The following is a 17,803-nucleotide window of genomic DNA, read 5'->3' as shown; positions in this document are numbered from 1 at the left end:
TCGCTTCTCGCTTCTCGCTTCTCGCTTCTCGCTTCTCGCTTCTCGCTTCTCGCTTCTCGCTTCTCGCTTCTCGCTTCGGGCGCCAGCGCCACCTCGGCACCGTTCAAGCAGGCCCGCCCCGCGAGGCGGGCGACGTGCGGTGGGTCGAAGAGGCGTTGAAGCAGGTGTCGGCGACAAAATGGCGGCCTGAACGCCCGGCGCTATATCGAGAACCGGAAGTCGTACGAGATGCGCGTCGCCCCGCTCAGGTTGTCCAGCGTGCCGTGCATCATCTCGGTGCCGTAGAACATGAATCCTTCGCCGTATTCAAGCTCGACGGGCTTGAAGTCGCTCAACCCCGGCGCGGATTCGACGTACATCGAATTGCTGTCGAAGGTGCGTGTCACCGGCAGCCAGATGTTGACCAGATTCGGCCGCTGCCCGTATTCCGCATCACGATGAAAGCGCAGGATCGCACGCGAGCCGTGGAAGTTGACCCGCATCATCGCAATCGGCTGGCAACTCCGGATCGGGCCGGCGAATCCGTCGACATGATCGAAGACGAGCGACCGGATCAGCGCCATCGAGCGCTCGGCGACCGCTGCGTGCAAGGCCTTGCTGACGTCCCAGCTGTTTCGGGTCACGAAGTGATGCGGCAGCGTGAGGTCCGTCTTCTGCGGGTTCCAGCGAGGATCCAGGTGCAGCGTCTCGAGCGCGTCGGTGCCGAAAAACTCCGCCACGGTCGCACGCAAATCCCACCGCGCGGTATCGTAGGCGAAGACGGACGACAGCGGCAGGGCGCGCCCCGCCACCTCGACCGTCTCCACGCTGCGGTACCGGACAGGGCCGCGATCGGATGCCATGAAGGGCCTCCCGTCGCACGGCTCACGCCGCAAGCGCCAGGGCCTTTTCGAGCAGTTTCTCCGCCGCCGCGGCATCCTCTTTGGGGAGGGACGCCTTGGTCGAACCGGGTGACGGCTTGTCGTCGTCCTCCGCCAGCACCTCGACCACCGCCACCGCGACTTCCGTCATGACCTCGGTGGTCACCTCCGTCGTCACCTCGGTGGTGACTTCCGTCGTCACTTCCGTCGTGACCTCGGTCGTCACCTCCGTCGTCACTTCGGTCGACGTGTTGCTGATCAGCGCGGCGACCACCGTGATGTTCGGCGGGGCGGAACTGGATTTGGTGGTCCCCGAGAGATTGACGTAAGTGGGCTGCGCACCGCTGTTCCACAATTCCCCGTAGAGCGTCAACGTCGGCGCCTGCGCGTTCGAGAACTGGATGATCGCATTCTGCGGATTGCCGTTCGCGCTGAACCACGCGAGCTGGTCGATCTCGCCTTTCGGCCCCTTCTCGCCGGTATAGACGGGCTTGTTCACGATCGACCCGCCGTACGTGACCTGCGGCGCGCTGATGACCAGCTTGTCGCTCAGCGGCGTGCTCTTGCCGTCCGCGGTCAGGCTGAACAGGTTGTACGTCCCGTTCCACGTCGACAACTGCTGGGTGGCGGCACCGGCGTTGCCGAACAGGTTGTTGGCGGTCGGCAACGGGTCGCTTCCCTGCGAGAACACGCCGACGAAGCCGTTGACGCCGCCGTTCTGGTAGAAGGTCAGCCTGGCAGACGTCGCATTGCCGCCGGTCGCGGCCCAGCTCACCCCGGTTGCGGTGAACGACGGAGAAGCGATCGCGGCGCCGTTGAGCGTGACGGACTGGTTGCCGGTATCGATCACGACCGGCCCGGGAATGTACGTTTTTCCGTCCGGCTGCAGCCAGCTGGTCATATAGGTGCCGGACACGTCGAAGGAAGCCATGGTCTTTTCCTCTTTTTCAGGTGGTGGGACAGCGCGTGCAGGCGCTCAGGCCAGGCTCAGGTCGTCCTTGCTGGTATGGACCGCTTCCATGGCCCGGGTCACGGCGGCGGGCGTGGCGGCAAAACCCTGCCGACGCAACCAGGACGCGACCACGCCTTCGTACTCGCCGAGCGGAATCTCGTGGTCGGCAACCGCTTGCGCGGCAGCGGCCTGACGATCGCGGTATTCGCGGGCCAGTTCCGGATCGAGCAGCGCGGCGCCGACGAACCGGACAGCCTCCTTGTCCGGATCGCGCTTGAACATCATCCGGGTGACGCCCGTGTGCTGGAGCAGCAGGTTGCGCCGCTCCTCGGCCGTCAGGCCCGCGCGCGAATCGAGGTAGGCTCGCGGGTTGGTCTGGAACTCGCCCTGGGCACGCTGGTCGAGCGCAAGCGTGAGCAGCGTCTGGTACAACGCTTCCGATGCGAAGCTGTACTTGTAGCCGGGCGGTACCTTGTGATTGTGGATGTTGCGCCGGGCGATTTCGGCCAGTACGCGATAGTCTTCGCGGTCGCAGATCAACGGGTTGCGGCGCGCCTCGCTGATTCTGGCGAGGCCAAGCTTGGCGAGCATGCCGGCATCGGACTGGATGCCGTCCTTCGCCGGAATGAAGAAGGTCGAGATGCCGGAGACCTTCGCCTTCACGTCGGGGTCGCGGTAGTCACCGATCACGTGGCGGTCGATCTGCGGCGGCCCGGCAAACATGTTGGCGACATAGTTGATGGCGGGATGCTCGGCGCCATAGATCTCCTCGAGATAGTCGAGCAGCACGTCGAACTTGTCGTTCCGGTAGCCGCCGAACTTGAAGCCCAGGTCGCCGATGCAACCGACCTGCCAGAGGATGAAGTTGGCGGTGGTATCCACCTTGCGACGCCGCAACAGGAAATCGGTCGCCTCGTAGATCTGCATGCCCGGAACGCTCGGGTCCACGCCCAGGTCCGCGTACAGGCAGTCCTCGGCCGAAACCGCCGGCAGCATCACGGCATCGTAGCCTTCGTTGCGGGCAATCGCGATCGCATTGTGCGACGGCGTCACGAATACGCCGGGGTGACCGTAGAACAGCGCGCACACGTACTTGCCCGCACGCACCTCCGCCATGATCCGCTCGATCATCTGGACGTACGTGATCACGCGCGCCTTGTCGTCCGCGTAATACTGGTAGAGATCGAACGCGTTGGGGTTCTGCGCCTCGATCCACATGTCGGTGACCGGGTCGGCCGCCGCATAGAGCACGATGTCCGCCTGCTGGATATGCGCCTGCGCTTCCAGCGTAAAGTGCGCAACCGCCTTGATGCCCGATCCGATCACCACCAGCCTGCCTTTGGCCGCGCTCATAGTACGTCCTCCGCTATCAGACAATCGAACATATCGATCTCCCGAAATCAGGATTCGGAAAACACGCCGGAACGACTAAGACGGTCTTGCTCCGCCCATGCATAAAACCTGCGCGCACACCGCACGACAGAATTCCAATCACGTGCGCGTCATTAGGTATAGGGCCGGATTTCGACAAATTCAATACCAAATTTGATTGAATTGAATTTGATCGCACACTTGAAAATTCGCCGAAAGAAAATTGAACATTTTCAGGAAGCTTTGCCTCCCTGCCTGGTTCGAATATTCCGAAACCGGCTACGCGGCAATCAACAATGCCCGGCTGAATTGAACAACTCGAAACAAAGCCCCGGCCGGGGTATGGCTTGCCTCGTGGCACCCTCCGCGCCTGAGGCGGTGCCGCCGTCGTACGGACGGTTACCGATGCCGGTGCTGCCGCGACAGTCCGTGTAATCGAGTGTAATCGCCTTTTAAAATAACCACTTCTATATTGTTTTCGTTCTTTCTCCATAACCCGGATCTCTGGATTTTCATCAAGGCCGATAAAAAATCAGCCATTGCTTGCCAGGATTCAATAGCGACCCGGGTCGATTCGATACACCTGCGCATTCCGATCAACTCAATCAGGAGGGCATCATGTCGAAAATCTTCATCTGGAATCCCGACGAAAACCAGACCTACGACATTCCGGGGCCGTACGAACTGAGTGCCGCCTCCTTCGACAAGGAAGCCGGCAAGTCCTTCACGATGATCCCCCCCGCGGGAACGCTGATGCTGCTTTCCAGGCAGTCGTCGGTATGGGGCGGACATTTCGACAACGCGATTCCGCCGACCGAAATCGATCTCCGCAGCGGCGCACTCGTCCTGCGCGGTGTGTCCGGCGATCCGAAGGGTGTCGATTTCACGATGGGGCCGTATCCGTACAAGCTCATCGGACATCCGTTCGTCAACTTCACGCTCACCGACGCGTCGTTCGAAGCCAGCCATTTCGACAAGGTGAACGCAGGCGGTCTGGATCCGCTGGTGCTCGGCATGTACATCGACCTCCTCCTCGACTTGAAGCTGGCCGGCGCCAGCCGCTATCAGGTCGACTGCGGGCTGTACGCCAGCACGAAGCGGCTGCTTGTCAAGGGACGATCGGCCGTGAAGGTCCGGGCCGACGAGGTCGTGCTGACGTTCAGCGAGTATTTCGTCCTGCCGACCGAGTTGCCGCGGGCGCCGGGCGACGACCATTCGCTGAACCTGGAAGCGACCGGCGGCAAGCTGGAGATCGCCGAATCGCGTTTCGCGTTCGGAAACAGCGCGAAGAGCGCGGTGAAGAGCAAGAAGATCACGTTGCGCAAGAGCGTGCGGGTTGCGGCCCAGGACAGCGCACGGGCGACGTTCGTCACCGACGCGGTCGAGTTTTACGACAGCGCATCGACCGCCATTTTTTCCATCGCCGATCATGCCGATGTGGAATTCGATACCTACTCCGGCGGAAAGCCCTTCGACTTCCTGAGCAACCGGCAGTACCCGGAAGGCCTGTTCAACTTTCAGTCGAGCCCTCAGTCCAGGAGCACGGGCAAGTTCACGCTCTACGGCGCCGGCAGTGCGTTCGAACAGTCCGCGATGCTGAACAAGCGGGTCGTTGCCATCGACGGCGTACCGCAATCGGACAGCAAGCGCCTCAAGTTCGACTACGTTCCCGTCGGCAACACGCAGAACATGGTGGTGTCGCTCCGGTAAGCGGTGTTCGGTCCTTGGCCGGCTCGCCGAATCATCGGCAGCCGGCCGGAACCGGTTGGCCAACGGCGATGAGTCGACCGGCCAAGCGGCGCCGTTCCCGTGCATCGGGCACAATACGCGGCTTCGCCCTTTGCCCGCGGTCAAACACATGCGCGTCGTCGTCGTCGGAACAAGCGGATCGGGGAAATCCATCTTCTCCAGCGCGCTCGCAGCAGCGGCAGACTGCCCTTACATCGAACTCGACCGGCTCTACTGGGGTCGCAACTGGGCCGCCGTGCCGCCCGAGCAGTTCGAGCGCGCCGTGCTGGCCGCAACCGCCGGGGACCACTGGGTCGCCGACGGGAACTACAGCGCGGTGCGCGACGTGCTGTGGTCGAGAGCCACGCACGTCGTCTGGCTCAACTTCGGGCGCTGGACCGTATTCTCGCGGGTACTCTGGCGCACGATCAGCCGCGGGCTCATGCGTACCGAGCTGTCTCACGGCAACCGGGAGTCGCTGCGGATGGCGTTCTGCTCGCGAGACTCGGTACTGCTGTGGTCATGCACGACATTCGCGAAAAACCGCGTCAAGTTCACCGGCCTGCGCGACGATCCGAAATACGCGCACCTGCAATGGACGGAGATCACCGAGCCTTCGCGCACCCGCGCGTTCATCGACATGCTGGCACGCAATGCCGGTCGCGGTTGAGCGCGGTACGAATCGCCCCACGTCAGTCGTCGAAGGTGCCTTGATATTCCGGTGCGGCATCCGCGCGCGTGTTCAGCTCGAACATCACGCCGCCCGGCGCGCGACAGAAGAAGCGCGAACCGCGCCCGTTGTTGAAGATGTCCGTCTCCATCGCGACGCCCTCCGCCGTGAAGCGCTCGAACAGCGCGCGCACGGCATCGAGGCTCGGCAGTTCGAAGCCGACGTGGAAATTCGTCGGCCACGCGGGCACGCCGTCGCCGACGTGATCGATCACGACGTCGAAGCCCGGACGTTTGAGAATCCAGGATTCGTCCCAGCTTCCGGCAATCGTGAAGCCGAGGTATCGCTCGAAGAACCGGGCCGTCGCCAGCGTGTCGGCCGAGGGAAAGCTCAGGTGGTTGAGCTTCATCGTTTGGGTCGTTTCGGTCATGGTCGTACTCTCTGATGCGGTGATCGGCGGAGGCCCCATGCCTTGCCGCCCGACGACTTCAGAATATGAGCTGCGGCTCACATTCGACAACTCGCATTGGACGCGTGTGCCGGGCGGCGCGCGAACCCGCGCGGGGCCGCCGGTCGGGGTATGGGGACGATCTCGATGGATTGCGCTACTCGCATTCGCGGCGAGCGACCCGGCGGGTTCCCGGGGCCCGTCGGCAGAGCGGTCGATGGGCGCGGAAGAATCGGTCCGCGGTCGGAGCGGCGCCGATTGCGTTACCGCGGCCGTCGCGCGTACGGCGCCAGATGTCCTGTGGGAGGCCTGCGTGTCGACGCTCGATGCCCGGCGGTGCGTGCGTCGCCGCACCGCCGAAACCGTCGACGAAGCCACGAAGTCCGGCCTCTCGGCGCAACGCGTCGATGCGCGGGAATCAAGCGGGATTCGCATCGCGCGACGATCATTCGCGTGCGTCGACCGTGCGCCGGCGAGGCCATGTTAGAACGGACTTTTAATGCGAGACGCCGGAGTCCGGACATGTCGACATCACGTGTTGGCGGCGCGAACGTCGCCCCGCTTCAGCATCCATCAACGACGGACGAGCCCGATACGCGCAGACCGTCCCGATTTTCGAACCGGCCCGCCGTTGCCGGGAAACTCGCCGACCTCAAACCGCGGATGGATCCTGCGGCGGAACGACACGCGAGAAAGCCGCAGGTTCGTGAAAGCGAACCTGCATCGCTGGAGCGCTATTCCGAATCGCAGATGCAACTGGCGGTGTATCAGTCGAAGCTGAGTCTGACGCAGGCCGAGGCCGAGGCAATCAAGGCCGGTTCGGGGGGGATCCTGAAGGCAACCGAGACCAAGTAGCGTACGGGTACGCCCCACGTCCCGACGCGGCATGCCGCGAGCGCGATCGACGGAACGATCGATCGCGTTGCCCGCCCGCCTCCCGGCGGGTAGACGGTGTCATTGCGCGTCGGGCATGCCGTGCGTGTCGAAGACGAGGCTTGCGGGATGGCGCCGCGCGTGGCGCCGTCAGCGCCACCTGGGCGGGGACGGTATCGAAAATTTCGTTCATGTGCCTGACGATCGCACCTCTCGCCGTGGCGTAACGGCGGTCTGGCCGACGCACGGAGGACGATTGCATGCGCTTGAGAAAGACCGGTCGCCCGGGCAACGGCGGGGGCATGCCTGCAGCGGCACGGGACCGGGTATCGACATCCGGCCCCGAGCCTGCCCCCGGCTCCGATTCGCCTGGCTCCGGCGAAGACGAGCGGCGGGACGCGTTCGAGAGGCCGCCGGCAGATCGCGTGATGTTCGGCATGACGTCGTTCCCCTGAATCAGGCGTGTTCGGCACGGGACAAACGTCGATGATCGCGACCATGCCTCCGGCCGTCCGGCGCGCATGCGAAATCACGTGCGACGACGCTATGAATTCGCACCGCGCGCCGTGGATTCGCGTGCGCCCCCCTCACCCGTCCGAGTCGTACGAGCATGATGGATGCCTCATCCTCCCGAATCCTTCCGACGATCGAACCCATGGCCATCCGAGCGATCGCGCTTCTGGCGCTGCTGCCGTACCTGACGCCTGTCGCCCATGCCGAATGCTTCGCCGAAGCCGCCGCCTACCAGCACGTCAACGAAACGATTCTGCGCGCGCTCGCATGGCAGGAATCGCACGACAACGTCAACGCGAAGCGCGTCAACACCAACGGGTCGATCGACTATGGCCTGATGCAGATCAACTCGATCCATCTGACGACGCTGTCGACGTACGGCATCACGTCGCACACGTTGATGGATCCTTGCGCGAGCGTCTATATCGCCGCGTGGCACCTGCGCAAGATGATGCTCAAGTACGGCAATACGTGGAAGGCGGTCGGCGCATACCATTCGCAAACACCAGCGGAACGCGACCGCTATGCGGCCCAGGTCCGGCTGATCGTGCAGCGGATGCAGTCGAACTGAAGCAGGCGGCAGGCGCCGCCCGCTCGTGCATGACGCTTACCGCGACGGGACGATCTGCTCGACGGTCGCCGAGATCCGCCGCTCGAGCAGCGAAGCGCGCTGCCGGCGGGCTTCGTGCGTTGCCTGGTCGAGCAACGCCCGTACGTCGTCCGCCGGCACGCCGGCGCGGTGGCGCACGACCGCGTGTACGCGCAACGCTTCCGGCAGCAGCCAGCGGCGTCCGCTGGCCGGCAGATTCGCGGTCGTCTGCTCGAACAGGCGGTTCAAAGCCGGGCCGCCGGCCAGCTGCAGCACCGCGCCGGCAAACCGGTCCAGTATCGCCAGGTCGATGATGCTCACGTGGCCGCGCGCGAGATTGCGCAGCGCAAGCTGGATCAGCTTCCCGGTCTCTTCGTGCGTTTCGTCGGTCGCGTCGACCCACATCAGGAAGTGGCGGCCGATGTTGCGCCAGCCCGGCAGCCCGTTGCGCTGCGCGACGTCGACGAGCAGCCGGGCCTGTTGCGCGACGCGCGGCGCGTCGCCTTCGAGCAGGAACAGCACGCAGGCCATCATCGCGGCCGCGCAACGCGACAGCGGATCGGACTGCTGCCGCGCGCCCTGCAACGCATGCAACAAGGTCGGATGCGCGATCGCCTGCGCGCCGGTGAGCCACAGCGATATCGTGAGCGCGTTGTCCGCAACCGACGTGATGTAGTCGGGACGGCACGTGTCCGGCGCACCGGCTTCGGCGGCTTCGGCGGCATCGGCGGCATCGGCGGCATCGACGGCATCGACGGCATCGGCGGCTTCGTCGGCATCGCAATCCGCCTCCCGCACCGGTTCGTCATGCGGCGAAAGCAGCGCAATCGCCTCGTCGTGGCGGCCGTCCAGCGTCAGCAGCGCGCCGCGCAGCAACGCGAAGCTGCGATGCGACGACGACACTTCGCATTCCTGCGCGATCCGTGCCCGCACGCGCATCAGGAGTTCGGGTGAATCGTCGCTGAAGCCGGCTTCGAGCGTACGCAGCAACAGGACCGACAACGCATGCAGCCGGCTGGCATCGTCGGCACAGGCGGTGGCGAGTTCGTAGACGCGCCACCACGCGGCGATCGTGTCGGCCGGCAACGGCGCCGGCGTCGCCTGCTGCATCGCCTGCGCCAGTGTCAGTTGCAGTTGCATGAGATCGCGCACCTTCAGAATCGAGCGCGACAGGTCGTGATCCAGAACGCGGCCGGTCCAGACCGTCCACTCGCCGGTGAGATGCGCGGCAGCCCACAGCGATCCCGAATGACGCAGCAACCGCGCGGCGGTGTGGAAATGCCGTGCCTCGATCGACCAGCCGACGGCCCGGCGCACGTCGGCGAGTGCGGGCGCGCGAGACGCGGGTTCGCCGGCGCGATGGCCGGCCGCGTCGAGCCGTTCGGCGATCCGTTGCGCATGGCGGGCGGCCGCGCGTGCCTGGTCGGGCCGGTGCGCGGGCACGCCGAGCGTGAAGCGGCGGACGGCGGCCGGGACCTGAAACAGGCGACGCGCGTCGCTCGACGCGTGTTCGATCAGCAGGCCGGCATCGATCAGCGTCGACACGATCGCCTGCATGGCGGATGCGTCGTCCGGGGCGCGGGTGGCGTCGCCCTCCGCCGATACCGCGTGAACGTCCGCGACATCGAACCACGCCGCGAAAAGACTTGCGCAACGCAGGACGTGCTGCGCGCCGGCATCGAGTGCGTGATACGCATGGGCGACCACGGTCGGCACCAGTGCCGCAGGTGGCAAGGCCAGCTCGTGGCCGCCGGTTCGCTGCAGGATGTAGCGGCGCCAGCGCGCATCCCACGCCGCGACGGCTTCGGCCGGCGTCGTGCGGCCGCGCGAGGCACCCGCAATCTGGCGCGCCGCCAGGTCGAGGGCCAGCGGATTGCCGCTCAACGCGCGGCAGATCGATTCCAGGTGGCGCTGCACGTGCGCGGCCGGCGTGTCGTTCGACGCCGTGCCGGCGGCGTCGCTCGCGAACCGGGCACCGCATGCGTCGAGCTGCGCGGCGAGCAGCTGACAGGCATCCGAAGGCGGCGCGTCCGGCATGACCGGCGTCACGTCGTTCGTCGGCCGAAGCGCAAAGCGCAACGGCGCCAGCGGCAGCACGTATTCGCCGGCGATGAACAACGGCGCTTCCGCGCACACGATCACGCACACGTCGGTGGCCGTCAGCAATGCGTCGATCAACACGCCGACCTCATGCGAGAGCGGGTCGCAATCGTCCACGATCAGCAGCATCCGGCGGCCGGCGAGTCGCGCGATCAGCCCGTCGAGCCCTTGCGCGGCCGGTTTGACGTGCGGGTGTGGCGGAAGCTGCGCCGCGATCGCGTCGGGCACGCCTTCGGGCAGCGTCAGCCCGGCCAGCTCGACGCGGACGATGCCGTCCGGGAACAATGCCGCGACGCGCAATGCCGTCTCGTGCGCGAGCCGCGTCTTGCCGTTGCCGTGTGCGCCCATCAGCGTGACCAGCCGGTGTTGCGCAATGCGCATCGACAATTCCGAGAGTTCGGCATCGCGTCCGATCAGCAGCTTTCGCGCCCCTTCGAGGTCGGGGCCACGGTCGGGCCACGCGTCGCGATCGCCGGCCTGTTGCCGGTCCGGCTCCGTATCGGCATCGGCATCGGCATCGGCCGCCGGAGGCTCGTTGTCGGCGGTGCCCAGCCGGTCGCGAATGTCATACCACTCGGCGGCGAAACGGTAACCGCGACGCGGCACGGTTTCGATCATGCCGCGATCGTCGCCCAGTGCACGGCGCAACTGCGATACGAGCGCATGCACGCTATGGGCCATGACGGACGACGCCGGCCGCAGGCGTTGCTGAAACTGCTCGATCGAAACGATCTTGCCCGCGGCATCGACCAGCGTGATCAGCACGGCCATCGCGCGCTCGTTGACCGGCAGCGCGCTGCCTTCCGCGTACAGCACGCGTGCGTCGCGATCGAGCGCAAAACGGCCGAACAGCGTGACATGCGCGGCGGAAGCAGGTGGCGACGAGCGTTTCTTCATGCGCCGGCCCTCGGGCGCGCGGCGCTCAGCGCGAAGGAAATCGGGGTTTTCATGTCGACGGGAACCTGCTCCACCGTTGCGCCCGCTCCGCCGGTTCGTCCAGGCCGATCCGGGGCTCGCGGGGATGAGGGATGCACCTGGGCGCACACCGGTAATGCCCGACGCGCGCATCCGCCGCGGCGGAATCCGGACGCAACCGTCAACCGGGACAGTCCGGACAGGTTATTTCGTGGCGGCCACGCGTGCCGCCCCGCGACCGGGCTCGTCGCGAGCCGGCCACGCACCGCGCGTGGGCATGACGGACAACCGGTCGAGCCGGTCACCCCGACAATGGGCGCGACGCGATGTCGCCGTGATCGCGGATCGCGCATTCATATCCGCGCGTTTCTCTCGAAGCATTGAATGTCATGCGCATGCCGGTTGAGTGACACGTTTTTTGAACGGGCGCGATGTCGCAGGCAACCCCTTGGCTTATTGCAATGAATCCGGAAATGCATTTTAGTCGGAATTACGTGCTTGTTCTCCGGATCTGCACATAACGACACAAGTCGATTCCAAGGAATAGTCGAATCGCCCCTGCGTAACCACCGGTCGTCATTGTGCAATCGGGACAGCGCATTGCGCATTCCGGCCACGCGATGACTGGCGACACGGGCATCAGTGCCGCGCCGGGACGTTGAAGGGTTGGCCCGGCGTGCGCACCCACGCAGCCACGACTTTCGCACCGGCCGGCCCGGCGCGCGTCACGTGCGCGACGCCGGCCGGCAACCGGAACGTCTCGCCCGCGTGAAACGTCGCCGGCGGCTTGCCGTCCACCTGCACGACGACTTCGCCTTCAAGGACGTAACACAGCTCGGGCCCGGTGGCCGCATGACGCGGCTTGAGCGCATCGGGCGGGAATTCGGCAAGCCCCATCCCCATCTCGCGACCGGTGTCCGGCACGGGCACACGCTGCAGCACGACCGTTGGCTTGCTGTCGGGGGCCTTGCCGGCCGCCGGTACGGACTGCGCGAACGCGAACGTCGCGAACGCCAACGCGCCGCGCGCGAGCGTGCGCATCGCAGCCACACGTCCGTGGTCCGCGCCAGTCACCCACGTTGTCATGCTTGACGGCTTCATTGCCGAATTCCCTCGTCAGTGTCGATATCGAACAGCCGCTAATGTCGCGATTTCGGCGCAAGACGACAAGCAAGAATAAATTGCGCGCGACCCTGGATAAACTTATGGAAAGACAATCCGCCTTCATTCATTCGTTTCAAACGAATTCGGGAGATTCAGTCCTGCCAGTTCCCGTTGACGCCACGGCCCCATACGCCCACGTCGCTCTCCGGACGGTGTTGGTCCTTGTCGGGCGCGCCGCGTGATACGTCTGGGCCGCAACGACTGGGCATCGCCGTTGCGCGACTTCATGATCGTCGCATTTCATGCCAGCGTCCCCGCAATTGCGAATGCGCGTCCCTCAAAACGCAGCGGCCTACCCGGGCGGCGACGCTGCCCGTCACGCCCGCGCTTCGGGCTGCCGGGGCCAATTCCGGTCCAGCCGGTCGGCTTCGCGCGGCGACAGCTTCAGCGCGGCCACTTCATGCTCGCCGCGCGCGCCTTTCTGCACCGCGATCTGCAGCCCCAGCCGCAGCCCTGCCGTGATTTGCCGGTCGGTCGCCTGCACGGTCAGCAGTTCGGTCGGCAACCACGAGTCGGCGCGCCGGAGCAGCGCATCGCGCCGGTCGAGCAACATGTCGATGTCGTGCTCCGGCGGGTCGCCGCGATGCCGGGCGCGCAGTGACGCAATCCGGTCGTCGAGCGCGTCGGCTTCGCGGGCCGCATGATCGCGCAGGCGCCGCCGCAGCACGAAGCGCAGGTTCTGCACGCGATTTTCGGCGATCTGCGACAGGTACTGCTCGATGCGTTCGCGGCCGGCCGCGAGCGCCCGCTCGTAGTCGGCCGCCGCGGCCGGCAGCGGCTGCCCGGGCGTCGCGCCGAACGCGAGCAGCCAGGCCGGATCGTTGCGCAGCGCGTTCTTGTACTGCGTGAAGTTCGCGAATTCGGTGTCGGCATTCGACGCGCGCACCTGCAGCCTGCCGCGTTCACGCACGAGCGTCGCCTTCGCCTGATGGAACGAGTCGTGCACCGGTACCTCGACCCCGATCAGCTTCGGCGAGAAGATCGACACGGTCGCGACATCGGCGGGGTCGGCGCTGCCCGTCTGCGCGTTCTGCAACTGATCGCTGATGCTGACGTTGATGCCGGCCTCCACGCCGGCCCGATGGCCGCTGCCGACGCGATGGCCTTCGATCTTCGTCTGGCCGCTCGCGTCGACCGAATCGAGTTCGGCGCGGTGCACCCACTGGTAGGTGTCGCCGAGCGCCGCGGTCGCGCGCGCCGAGTACTGGCCCGCGCCGATCTTCACGCCGGCCCGCAGGTCGGTCGCCACCTGGACCTTCCGCAAACTGGCGGTCTGGTTGTTCCATGCAACCGAGAAGTCATCGTTGTCGAAGAAGCGGCTGCCGAGTTCGTTCCAGAGCGCCCGTTCGCCCTTGCCCCTGCCGGCGTTGTCGAACAGGTAGCGGTTGACCGACTTCAGTTGCCGCCTGCCGGCCGAGTCGTCATAGGCGTCGTTGACCGGATGCAGCCGCCGCGCGATGCACAGGTCGACCGTGCATTGTTCGGTGTCGTCCCACTCATGCCCGACCTCGACGTTGCCGGCCGCACGCACGATACTGAAGTTGTGCCCCACCTGAAGGCCGCCGCCGGCCTCGAAGCGGTTCCGGCGCTGCGTGCCGATGCCGATCTTGTAGGCGGCCGTGCTGCGGCTGAATTCGAGTACCGACTGACGTCCGTGCGACGCCTGCACGTTGAGCCGCGGTGCAATCCACGGGAACGATGCGGCGGTCGCGCTGACGCCGCGCGTACTCGCGCCGATCACGCCGCCTTCCGTGACGATCGCCTTGCCGCTGCCTTCGAGCGCGTCGATGATGCGATCGCCCGCGTCGCGGTAATCGTCCGTCGTCGTGCCGCGCGGCTTCACCGCTTTCCCGAGCGCGATGCGGTCGATCGTGTCGAACCGGGTGGCAACGGCCGGCGGCACGTCGTCGCCGACGTGTTTGCGCCACAGGCCGATTTTCTTCGCGTCGAGCACGTCCGAGCCGCCGATCAGATGCTTGCGCACGCGTTCGAGCGCATCGGCTCGCGCCTGTGGACTTCGGTCGGCGCCCGCCAGCGTGTCGCGGAATGCCGCGAGCATGCGCCGCACGCGCGCTGCGCGCAGCGTCGACCGAACGGAAACGGGCGCTGCGCGTGCACCGGGCCGTTGCACGGCGCGGCGCGCGAGCCGGTCGATGGCGGCGTCGTCGAGCGTGTGCACGACACGTGCGGCGATGAGGCCGACCGTGGCATCGTCGAATTTCATCCCGTACCCGACCGGTTGCCGGCCGGCGCCGGGCGTACGCGACAATTCGGCCAGCACCGCGAGTTCGGCCGCGCCAACCGTTTCGTGAATCGCGCGGCTGTCCTTCTTCAGCTTCGCGGGGCCAGCCGCAGGTTCGCGCACCGCGGGGTGTTCGTCCATCGCGACGAAGGCATCGCGAAGCGCGGCGTCGAGCACCTGTTCGTCCTTCGACCATGCGCCGAGGCTCGCGCCCGGCACACCGTCCTGCATCGCCGCGACGGCGCTCTTCCGGTACCCGAACGGCCGCACCGCGGCCGCGAACGCCGAGCGTTGCGCCGCGACCGGCACCGCCTCGTCGCGTTCGTCCTGCGCAGGCTCGAAGTGGTCCGACGTGGCGCGCGGAATCGTGTGGTTCAGGAAACGCGCGAGCCGGTTCTTCGTCGCGGCAAACGGCGTGCCGGGGCCATCGCTGAAAAAGCCCTGCCGGCCGGCGAGCAACGCGCCCTTGTCCGACGCGTTCAGCCCGTCCGCGTTCTGGCTGCGCCACAGCCGCGACGCCGCACGCACGAGCCACGCGGCATGCGCGGGCTTCGTGGCCGACGTATCGCCGGCCAGTGCCCGCGCGTGACGTTCGACGCCCGCGGGATCGGCATCGCAGCGCGTCGTGTCGACCAGCCGATCGGCGGCCTGCAGCCACACGCGCGGCGCATATCGCGCCGCGCCGTCCGCCGGCGGCCAGGTGCGACCGGCCAGCGCGTGCACGCAGTCGTAGCCGCTGGCCGTAACCGCGAGCTTCTGGGCCGTTCGCCACGCAAGCGCCGTCAGATGGTTGTCGATGAAGCCGGCATCGCGTGCCGGTTGCGACTGGATCGACAGGCCTTGCTGCAGGCGACGCAACACGTCGCGGGCGAGATCGGGCTGTCCGTAGCACACGTCGGCCAGCGCATCGATCAGCAGTTCCGCCTGACACGCGCGGCCTGCCGGCGGCAGCCCCGGCGCGGATGCGAGCGCGTGCCGTAGATCCGTGACGAGACGGTCGATGCTGGCCGGGTCGCGGCTGGCGAAACAACGGCGCGCGGCCGCGGCAGGATCGCCGATGCCGTCGTCGCCGCCAGCGGGTGTCGTGTCGGCCGCGTGCGCGCTGAAGCCGCCGAGCGCCTGCTGCATCGATTGCGCCGGTTTGCGCATCGCGCCTTCGGGCCGCACATAGGCGAGCGAATCGGGACGCGTCGCGCCGGACAACGCGGGCGGCGGAACGGCAACGTCGCGGGCGGGATCGTTCGTCTGATGCGGAAGAACCGGCCGGCCCTTCGTGCCGACCTTGAGCACCGACAGCGCGGTGAGCTCCATCGGGAGATTCGGCCGCTTCGGGTGGGCGATCGCGTGGCCCGCCGCCCTGGCGCGCGATTTCAGTTTCGACGTCAGGCCGGCCAGCACACCGGTGACCTGGCCGGGCGCCGGCGCCGGATCCGTTTGCGTCGACGGGCCCGGTGAGGGGGTGGCAGGCGTATCGGCCGCGTGATCGGCAGCCCGTGCTGGCGGCATGCCGTTCGATCGATTGAGCGCGGGAGTCGACATCTCGCTGGAGCGGTCACGTAATGGGATACGCCTACTATCGCTACCGGACATGAAACTGACGTGACTCGCCGGCATGAATTCTGTCGAACCATCCAGTTATTAAGGAAACCGATTTGATTGCGTTGACCGGCATGACTGTCGAATGCGCCGAGGCTCGCGCCATGACACGGCTGGACGTTCGGATTTCCGCACCGATGTTCGCGTGACGCGCGCGGCCTGCGTCGCGCCCGGCTAGTCTTTGAACCGTGCGCTGCATCTGGCGGGTACGCCGCTGCAGCGCGGCATCGACGCGTCCGGCGACCGAACGGCGAGGGGCGGCGTTCGGTGCGCAGACTTCGCTCACGGAGGCGTAATGATTTCGACCCGGTACCCCGATCCGGTTTCGATCGGCGCAACGTTTCGCAACGGCGAGACCGGCAAACCCGCCGACATTTCGTCCGTCATCAAGGCGATCCTGCAGGACATCGAGTCACTGCTTGCCACCGAGTCGGGCGGCTCGTCGCCGCCGATTCCCGAGGGCCAATACCGGCAGGCGTCGGTATCGCCGACGCCGGTCGACCTTCCCGTCAATTTCGCGCAGACGCAGACCGTGACGGACACGACGACATCTGCCGCCTCACCCGCGCCCGCCGAAAACCAGAAGCCGTGTGCCGCGTCTCCGGATCCCCGGATGGCGCCCTACGCGACACAGGCGCCGAACGACCAGACGAAGCGGCCGCCTGGCGACAACCGAACGGCCCAGCAGATCATCGACGACAACCCGCTGCTGAAAAACCTGGGCAACCAGGGGGGCATCAAGGACAACCTGAACAAGTTCGTCGGCGGCAACATGTACAACGATCCCGACCAGGCGTTCAAGGCGGCCGCGTTGCTCACGAACATCAAGAGTTCGGCAAACCGGAACGGCGACGCGCGCGATCCATCGCAGGTCGGCAACGGCAAGATCGACGGCTTCACGAAAGACGGCGACGCGCGTCACGGCACGGAAGCGGGACTGTTGCAGGACGTGGTCGGCGCCGGCGGGCATCCGGGAGGCGGCTGGGCCCACCTCGAGAAGACGGGGCACAAGCTCGACGAGACGAACGATTCCCACGTGAATCTCGACGGCACCAACAAGGACAATCTGCAGTGGGGGCTCGAGCAGGCCGGCAAGTATATCGGCGCCTTCTTCAAGGCCATCGGCAAGAGCGTCATCGACATCATCACGAAAGGCCGTCTCAATCCGGTATCGGCAATCCTCACGGTCATCAAGAACGTGGGCGTGTCGGAAGCCAAGACAGCGATCGAGAACAGCAACCTCGGAAAGGATGCGAAGCAGACGGCGGACAAGGTCTTCAGTGTGCTCGACAATATCTGATCGCACCACCGGATTGCCACGGCAATCCGTGAACGGTGCGATCAGGCAGGCGCCGGTCAGGGTCGCCGCGACGTGCGCGGCGTGATGCGAAAGACGATCCTGCCGTCGCTGGCCGGCACCCCGGTCCAGCCGTTGCGCGTCATGAATTCAAGGCAGACGCGATTGTCGGCTTCCACGATCCCCCATGCCTCCGGCGTCATGCGGAACAACCATTCGAGCGCGGGCTTCCAGAGAATGGCCCACCGCCCGTGGTAATCGGGCAGCACGGCCAGGTGCGCATGATCGCGATCGAGGATGATGCCGCCGATCGCGTTGCCGTCGCAGACGAAACCGATGGACGGGCACCCGCTGTAGTGAGAGACGAACACGTCCTTGCTGACGAGCTGAAGCATGTCCTCCCTGCCTGCGGCGCGAAAGCAGGCAGCATCGGCCTCGTAAAAGACCGCCAGGTCCGCGCGGTCTGCCAGTCGGAATCGCTTCAT

At 66.2% G+C, this 17,803-nt stretch carries 13 protein-coding genes; 5 read left to right on the top strand and 8 right to left on the bottom strand.

Annotation, left to right across the window (positions count from 1 at the left end; translation table 11 throughout):
- Positions 1–200: 200 nt before the first annotated feature.
- From BLA15945_RS11745 to BLA15945_RS11735, 3 genes are read right to left on the bottom strand one after another with little or no spacing between them, the layout of a single operon-like run.
- Positions 201–842, bottom strand: coding sequence for a 2OG-Fe(II) oxygenase family protein (locus BLA15945_RS11745; RefSeq protein WP_217468147.1), 642 nt, complete (start codon positions 840–842; stop codon positions 201–203).
- 22 nt (positions 843–864) lie between these two features.
- A complete protein-coding gene (locus BLA15945_RS11740; protein WP_174992408.1) occupies positions 865–1,791 on the bottom strand; it encodes a hypothetical protein in 927 nt (308 codons plus the stop codon).
- Between the two features lie 45 nt (positions 1,792–1,836).
- Positions 1,837–3,189: an SAM-dependent methyltransferase gene (locus tag BLA15945_RS11735; protein WP_196486684.1), complete on the bottom strand. Its 1,353-nt coding sequence runs from the start codon at positions 3,187–3,189 to the stop codon at positions 1,837–1,839.
- A 612-nt stretch (positions 3,190–3,801) separates the two neighbouring features.
- Between BLA15945_RS11735 and BLA15945_RS11730 the strand changes: the two genes are divergently transcribed.
- On the top strand, positions 3,802–4,893 hold the full coding sequence (locus BLA15945_RS11730) for a hypothetical protein (RefSeq protein WP_059241491.1): 1,092 nt from the start codon (positions 3,802–3,804) through the stop codon (positions 4,891–4,893).
- A 148-nt stretch (positions 4,894–5,041) separates the two neighbouring features.
- Complete coding sequence (locus tag BLA15945_RS11725; protein WP_059242449.1) at positions 5,042–5,581, top strand: P-loop NTPase family protein; 540 nt, start codon at positions 5,042–5,044, stop codon at positions 5,579–5,581.
- 22 nt (positions 5,582–5,603) lie between these two features.
- On the opposite strand, the gene BLA15945_RS11720 is transcribed toward BLA15945_RS11725, so the two are convergent.
- Entirely contained in the window at positions 5,604–6,011 is a 408-nt protein-coding gene (locus BLA15945_RS11720) for a VOC family protein (RefSeq protein ID WP_174992407.1), read from the bottom strand.
- A 540-nt stretch (positions 6,012–6,551) separates the two neighbouring features.
- On the opposite strand from BLA15945_RS11720, the gene BLA15945_RS11715 reads away from it, so the two are divergent.
- Both BLA15945_RS11715 and BLA15945_RS11710 read left to right on the top strand, forming a co-directional pair.
- On the top strand, positions 6,552–6,884 hold the full coding sequence (locus BLA15945_RS11715) for a hypothetical protein (protein ID WP_174992406.1): 333 nt from the start codon (positions 6,552–6,554) through the stop codon (positions 6,882–6,884).
- Positions 6,885–7,557: 673 nt separating this feature from the next.
- Positions 7,558–7,986, top strand: coding sequence for a lytic transglycosylase domain-containing protein (locus BLA15945_RS11710; RefSeq protein ID WP_059241487.1), 429 nt, complete (start codon positions 7,558–7,560; stop codon positions 7,984–7,986).
- A gap of 36 nt (positions 7,987–8,022) precedes the next feature.
- Here the strand turns inward: BLA15945_RS11710 and BLA15945_RS11705 are convergent, their stop codons facing one another.
- The 3 genes from BLA15945_RS11705 to BLA15945_RS11695 form a co-directional block, all read right to left on the bottom strand.
- A complete protein-coding gene (locus BLA15945_RS11705; protein ID WP_174992405.1) occupies positions 8,023–11,001 on the bottom strand; it encodes an ATP-binding protein in 2,979 nt (992 codons plus the stop codon).
- A 657-nt stretch (positions 11,002–11,658) separates the two neighbouring features.
- Positions 11,659–12,105 carry a cupin domain-containing protein gene (locus BLA15945_RS11700; protein ID WP_226196031.1) on the bottom strand — a complete coding sequence of 149 codons (447 nt, stop codon included), beginning with the start codon at positions 12,103–12,105 and terminating at the stop codon, positions 11,659–11,661.
- 394 nt (positions 12,106–12,499) lie between these two features.
- Positions 12,500–15,931 carry a hypothetical protein gene (locus BLA15945_RS11695; protein WP_174992404.1) on the bottom strand — a complete coding sequence of 1,144 codons (3,432 nt, stop codon included), beginning with the start codon at positions 15,929–15,931 and terminating at the stop codon, positions 12,500–12,502.
- A gap of 271 nt (positions 15,932–16,202) precedes the next feature.
- Between BLA15945_RS11695 and BLA15945_RS37650 the strand changes: the two genes are divergently transcribed.
- Positions 16,203–17,321, top strand: a complete 1,119-nt coding sequence (locus BLA15945_RS37650) for a hypothetical protein (protein ID WP_233464200.1) — start codon at positions 16,203–16,205, stop codon at positions 17,319–17,321.
- 56 nt (positions 17,322–17,377) lie between these two features.
- Here the strand turns inward: BLA15945_RS37650 and BLA15945_RS11685 are convergent, their stop codons facing one another.
- A complete protein-coding gene (locus BLA15945_RS11685) occupies positions 17,378–17,803 on the bottom strand; it encodes an N-acetyltransferase (RefSeq protein WP_059241478.1) in 426 nt (141 codons plus the stop codon).

This window comes from Burkholderia arboris, from assembly GCF_902499125.1.
Taxonomy (GTDB): domain Bacteria; phylum Pseudomonadota; class Gammaproteobacteria; order Burkholderiales; family Burkholderiaceae; genus Burkholderia; species Burkholderia arboris.
This window is presented reverse-complemented; position numbering and strand designations above follow the sequence as displayed.

Coding starts and splice junctions, on each gene's coding strand:
- BLA15945_RS11745 (WP_217468147.1), bottom strand. CDS start 842: ATGGCATCCGATCGCGGCCCTGTCCGGTACCGCAGCGTGGAGACGGTC.
- BLA15945_RS11740 (WP_174992408.1), bottom strand. CDS start 1,791: ATGGCTTCCTTCGACGTGTCCGGCACCTATATGACCAGCTGGCTGCAG.
- BLA15945_RS11730 (WP_059241491.1), top strand. CDS start 3,802: ATGTCGAAAATCTTCATCTGGAATCCCGACGAAAACCAGACCTACGAC.
- BLA15945_RS11725 (WP_059242449.1), top strand. CDS start 5,042: ATGCGCGTCGTCGTCGTCGGAACAAGCGGATCGGGGAAATCCATCTTC.
- BLA15945_RS11720 (WP_174992407.1), bottom strand. CDS start 6,011: ATGACCGAAACGACCCAAACGATGAAGCTCAACCACCTGAGCTTTCCC.
- BLA15945_RS11715 (WP_174992406.1), top strand. CDS start 6,552: ATGTCGACATCACGTGTTGGCGGCGCGAACGTCGCCCCGCTTCAGCAT.
- BLA15945_RS11710 (WP_059241487.1), top strand. CDS start 7,558: ATGGCCATCCGAGCGATCGCGCTTCTGGCGCTGCTGCCGTACCTGACG.
- BLA15945_RS11705 (WP_174992405.1), bottom strand. CDS start 11,001: ATGAAGAAACGCTCGTCGCCACCTGCTTCCGCCGCGCATGTCACGCTG.
- BLA15945_RS11700 (WP_226196031.1), bottom strand. CDS start 12,105: ATGACAACGTGGGTGACTGGCGCGGACCACGGACGTGTGGCTGCGATG.
- BLA15945_RS11695 (WP_174992404.1), bottom strand. CDS start 15,931: ATGCCGCCAGCACGGGCTGCCGATCACGCGGCCGATACGCCTGCCACC.
- BLA15945_RS11685 (WP_059241478.1), bottom strand. CDS start 17,803: ATGAAGCGATTCCGACTGGCAGACCGCGCGGACCTGGCGGTCTTTTAC.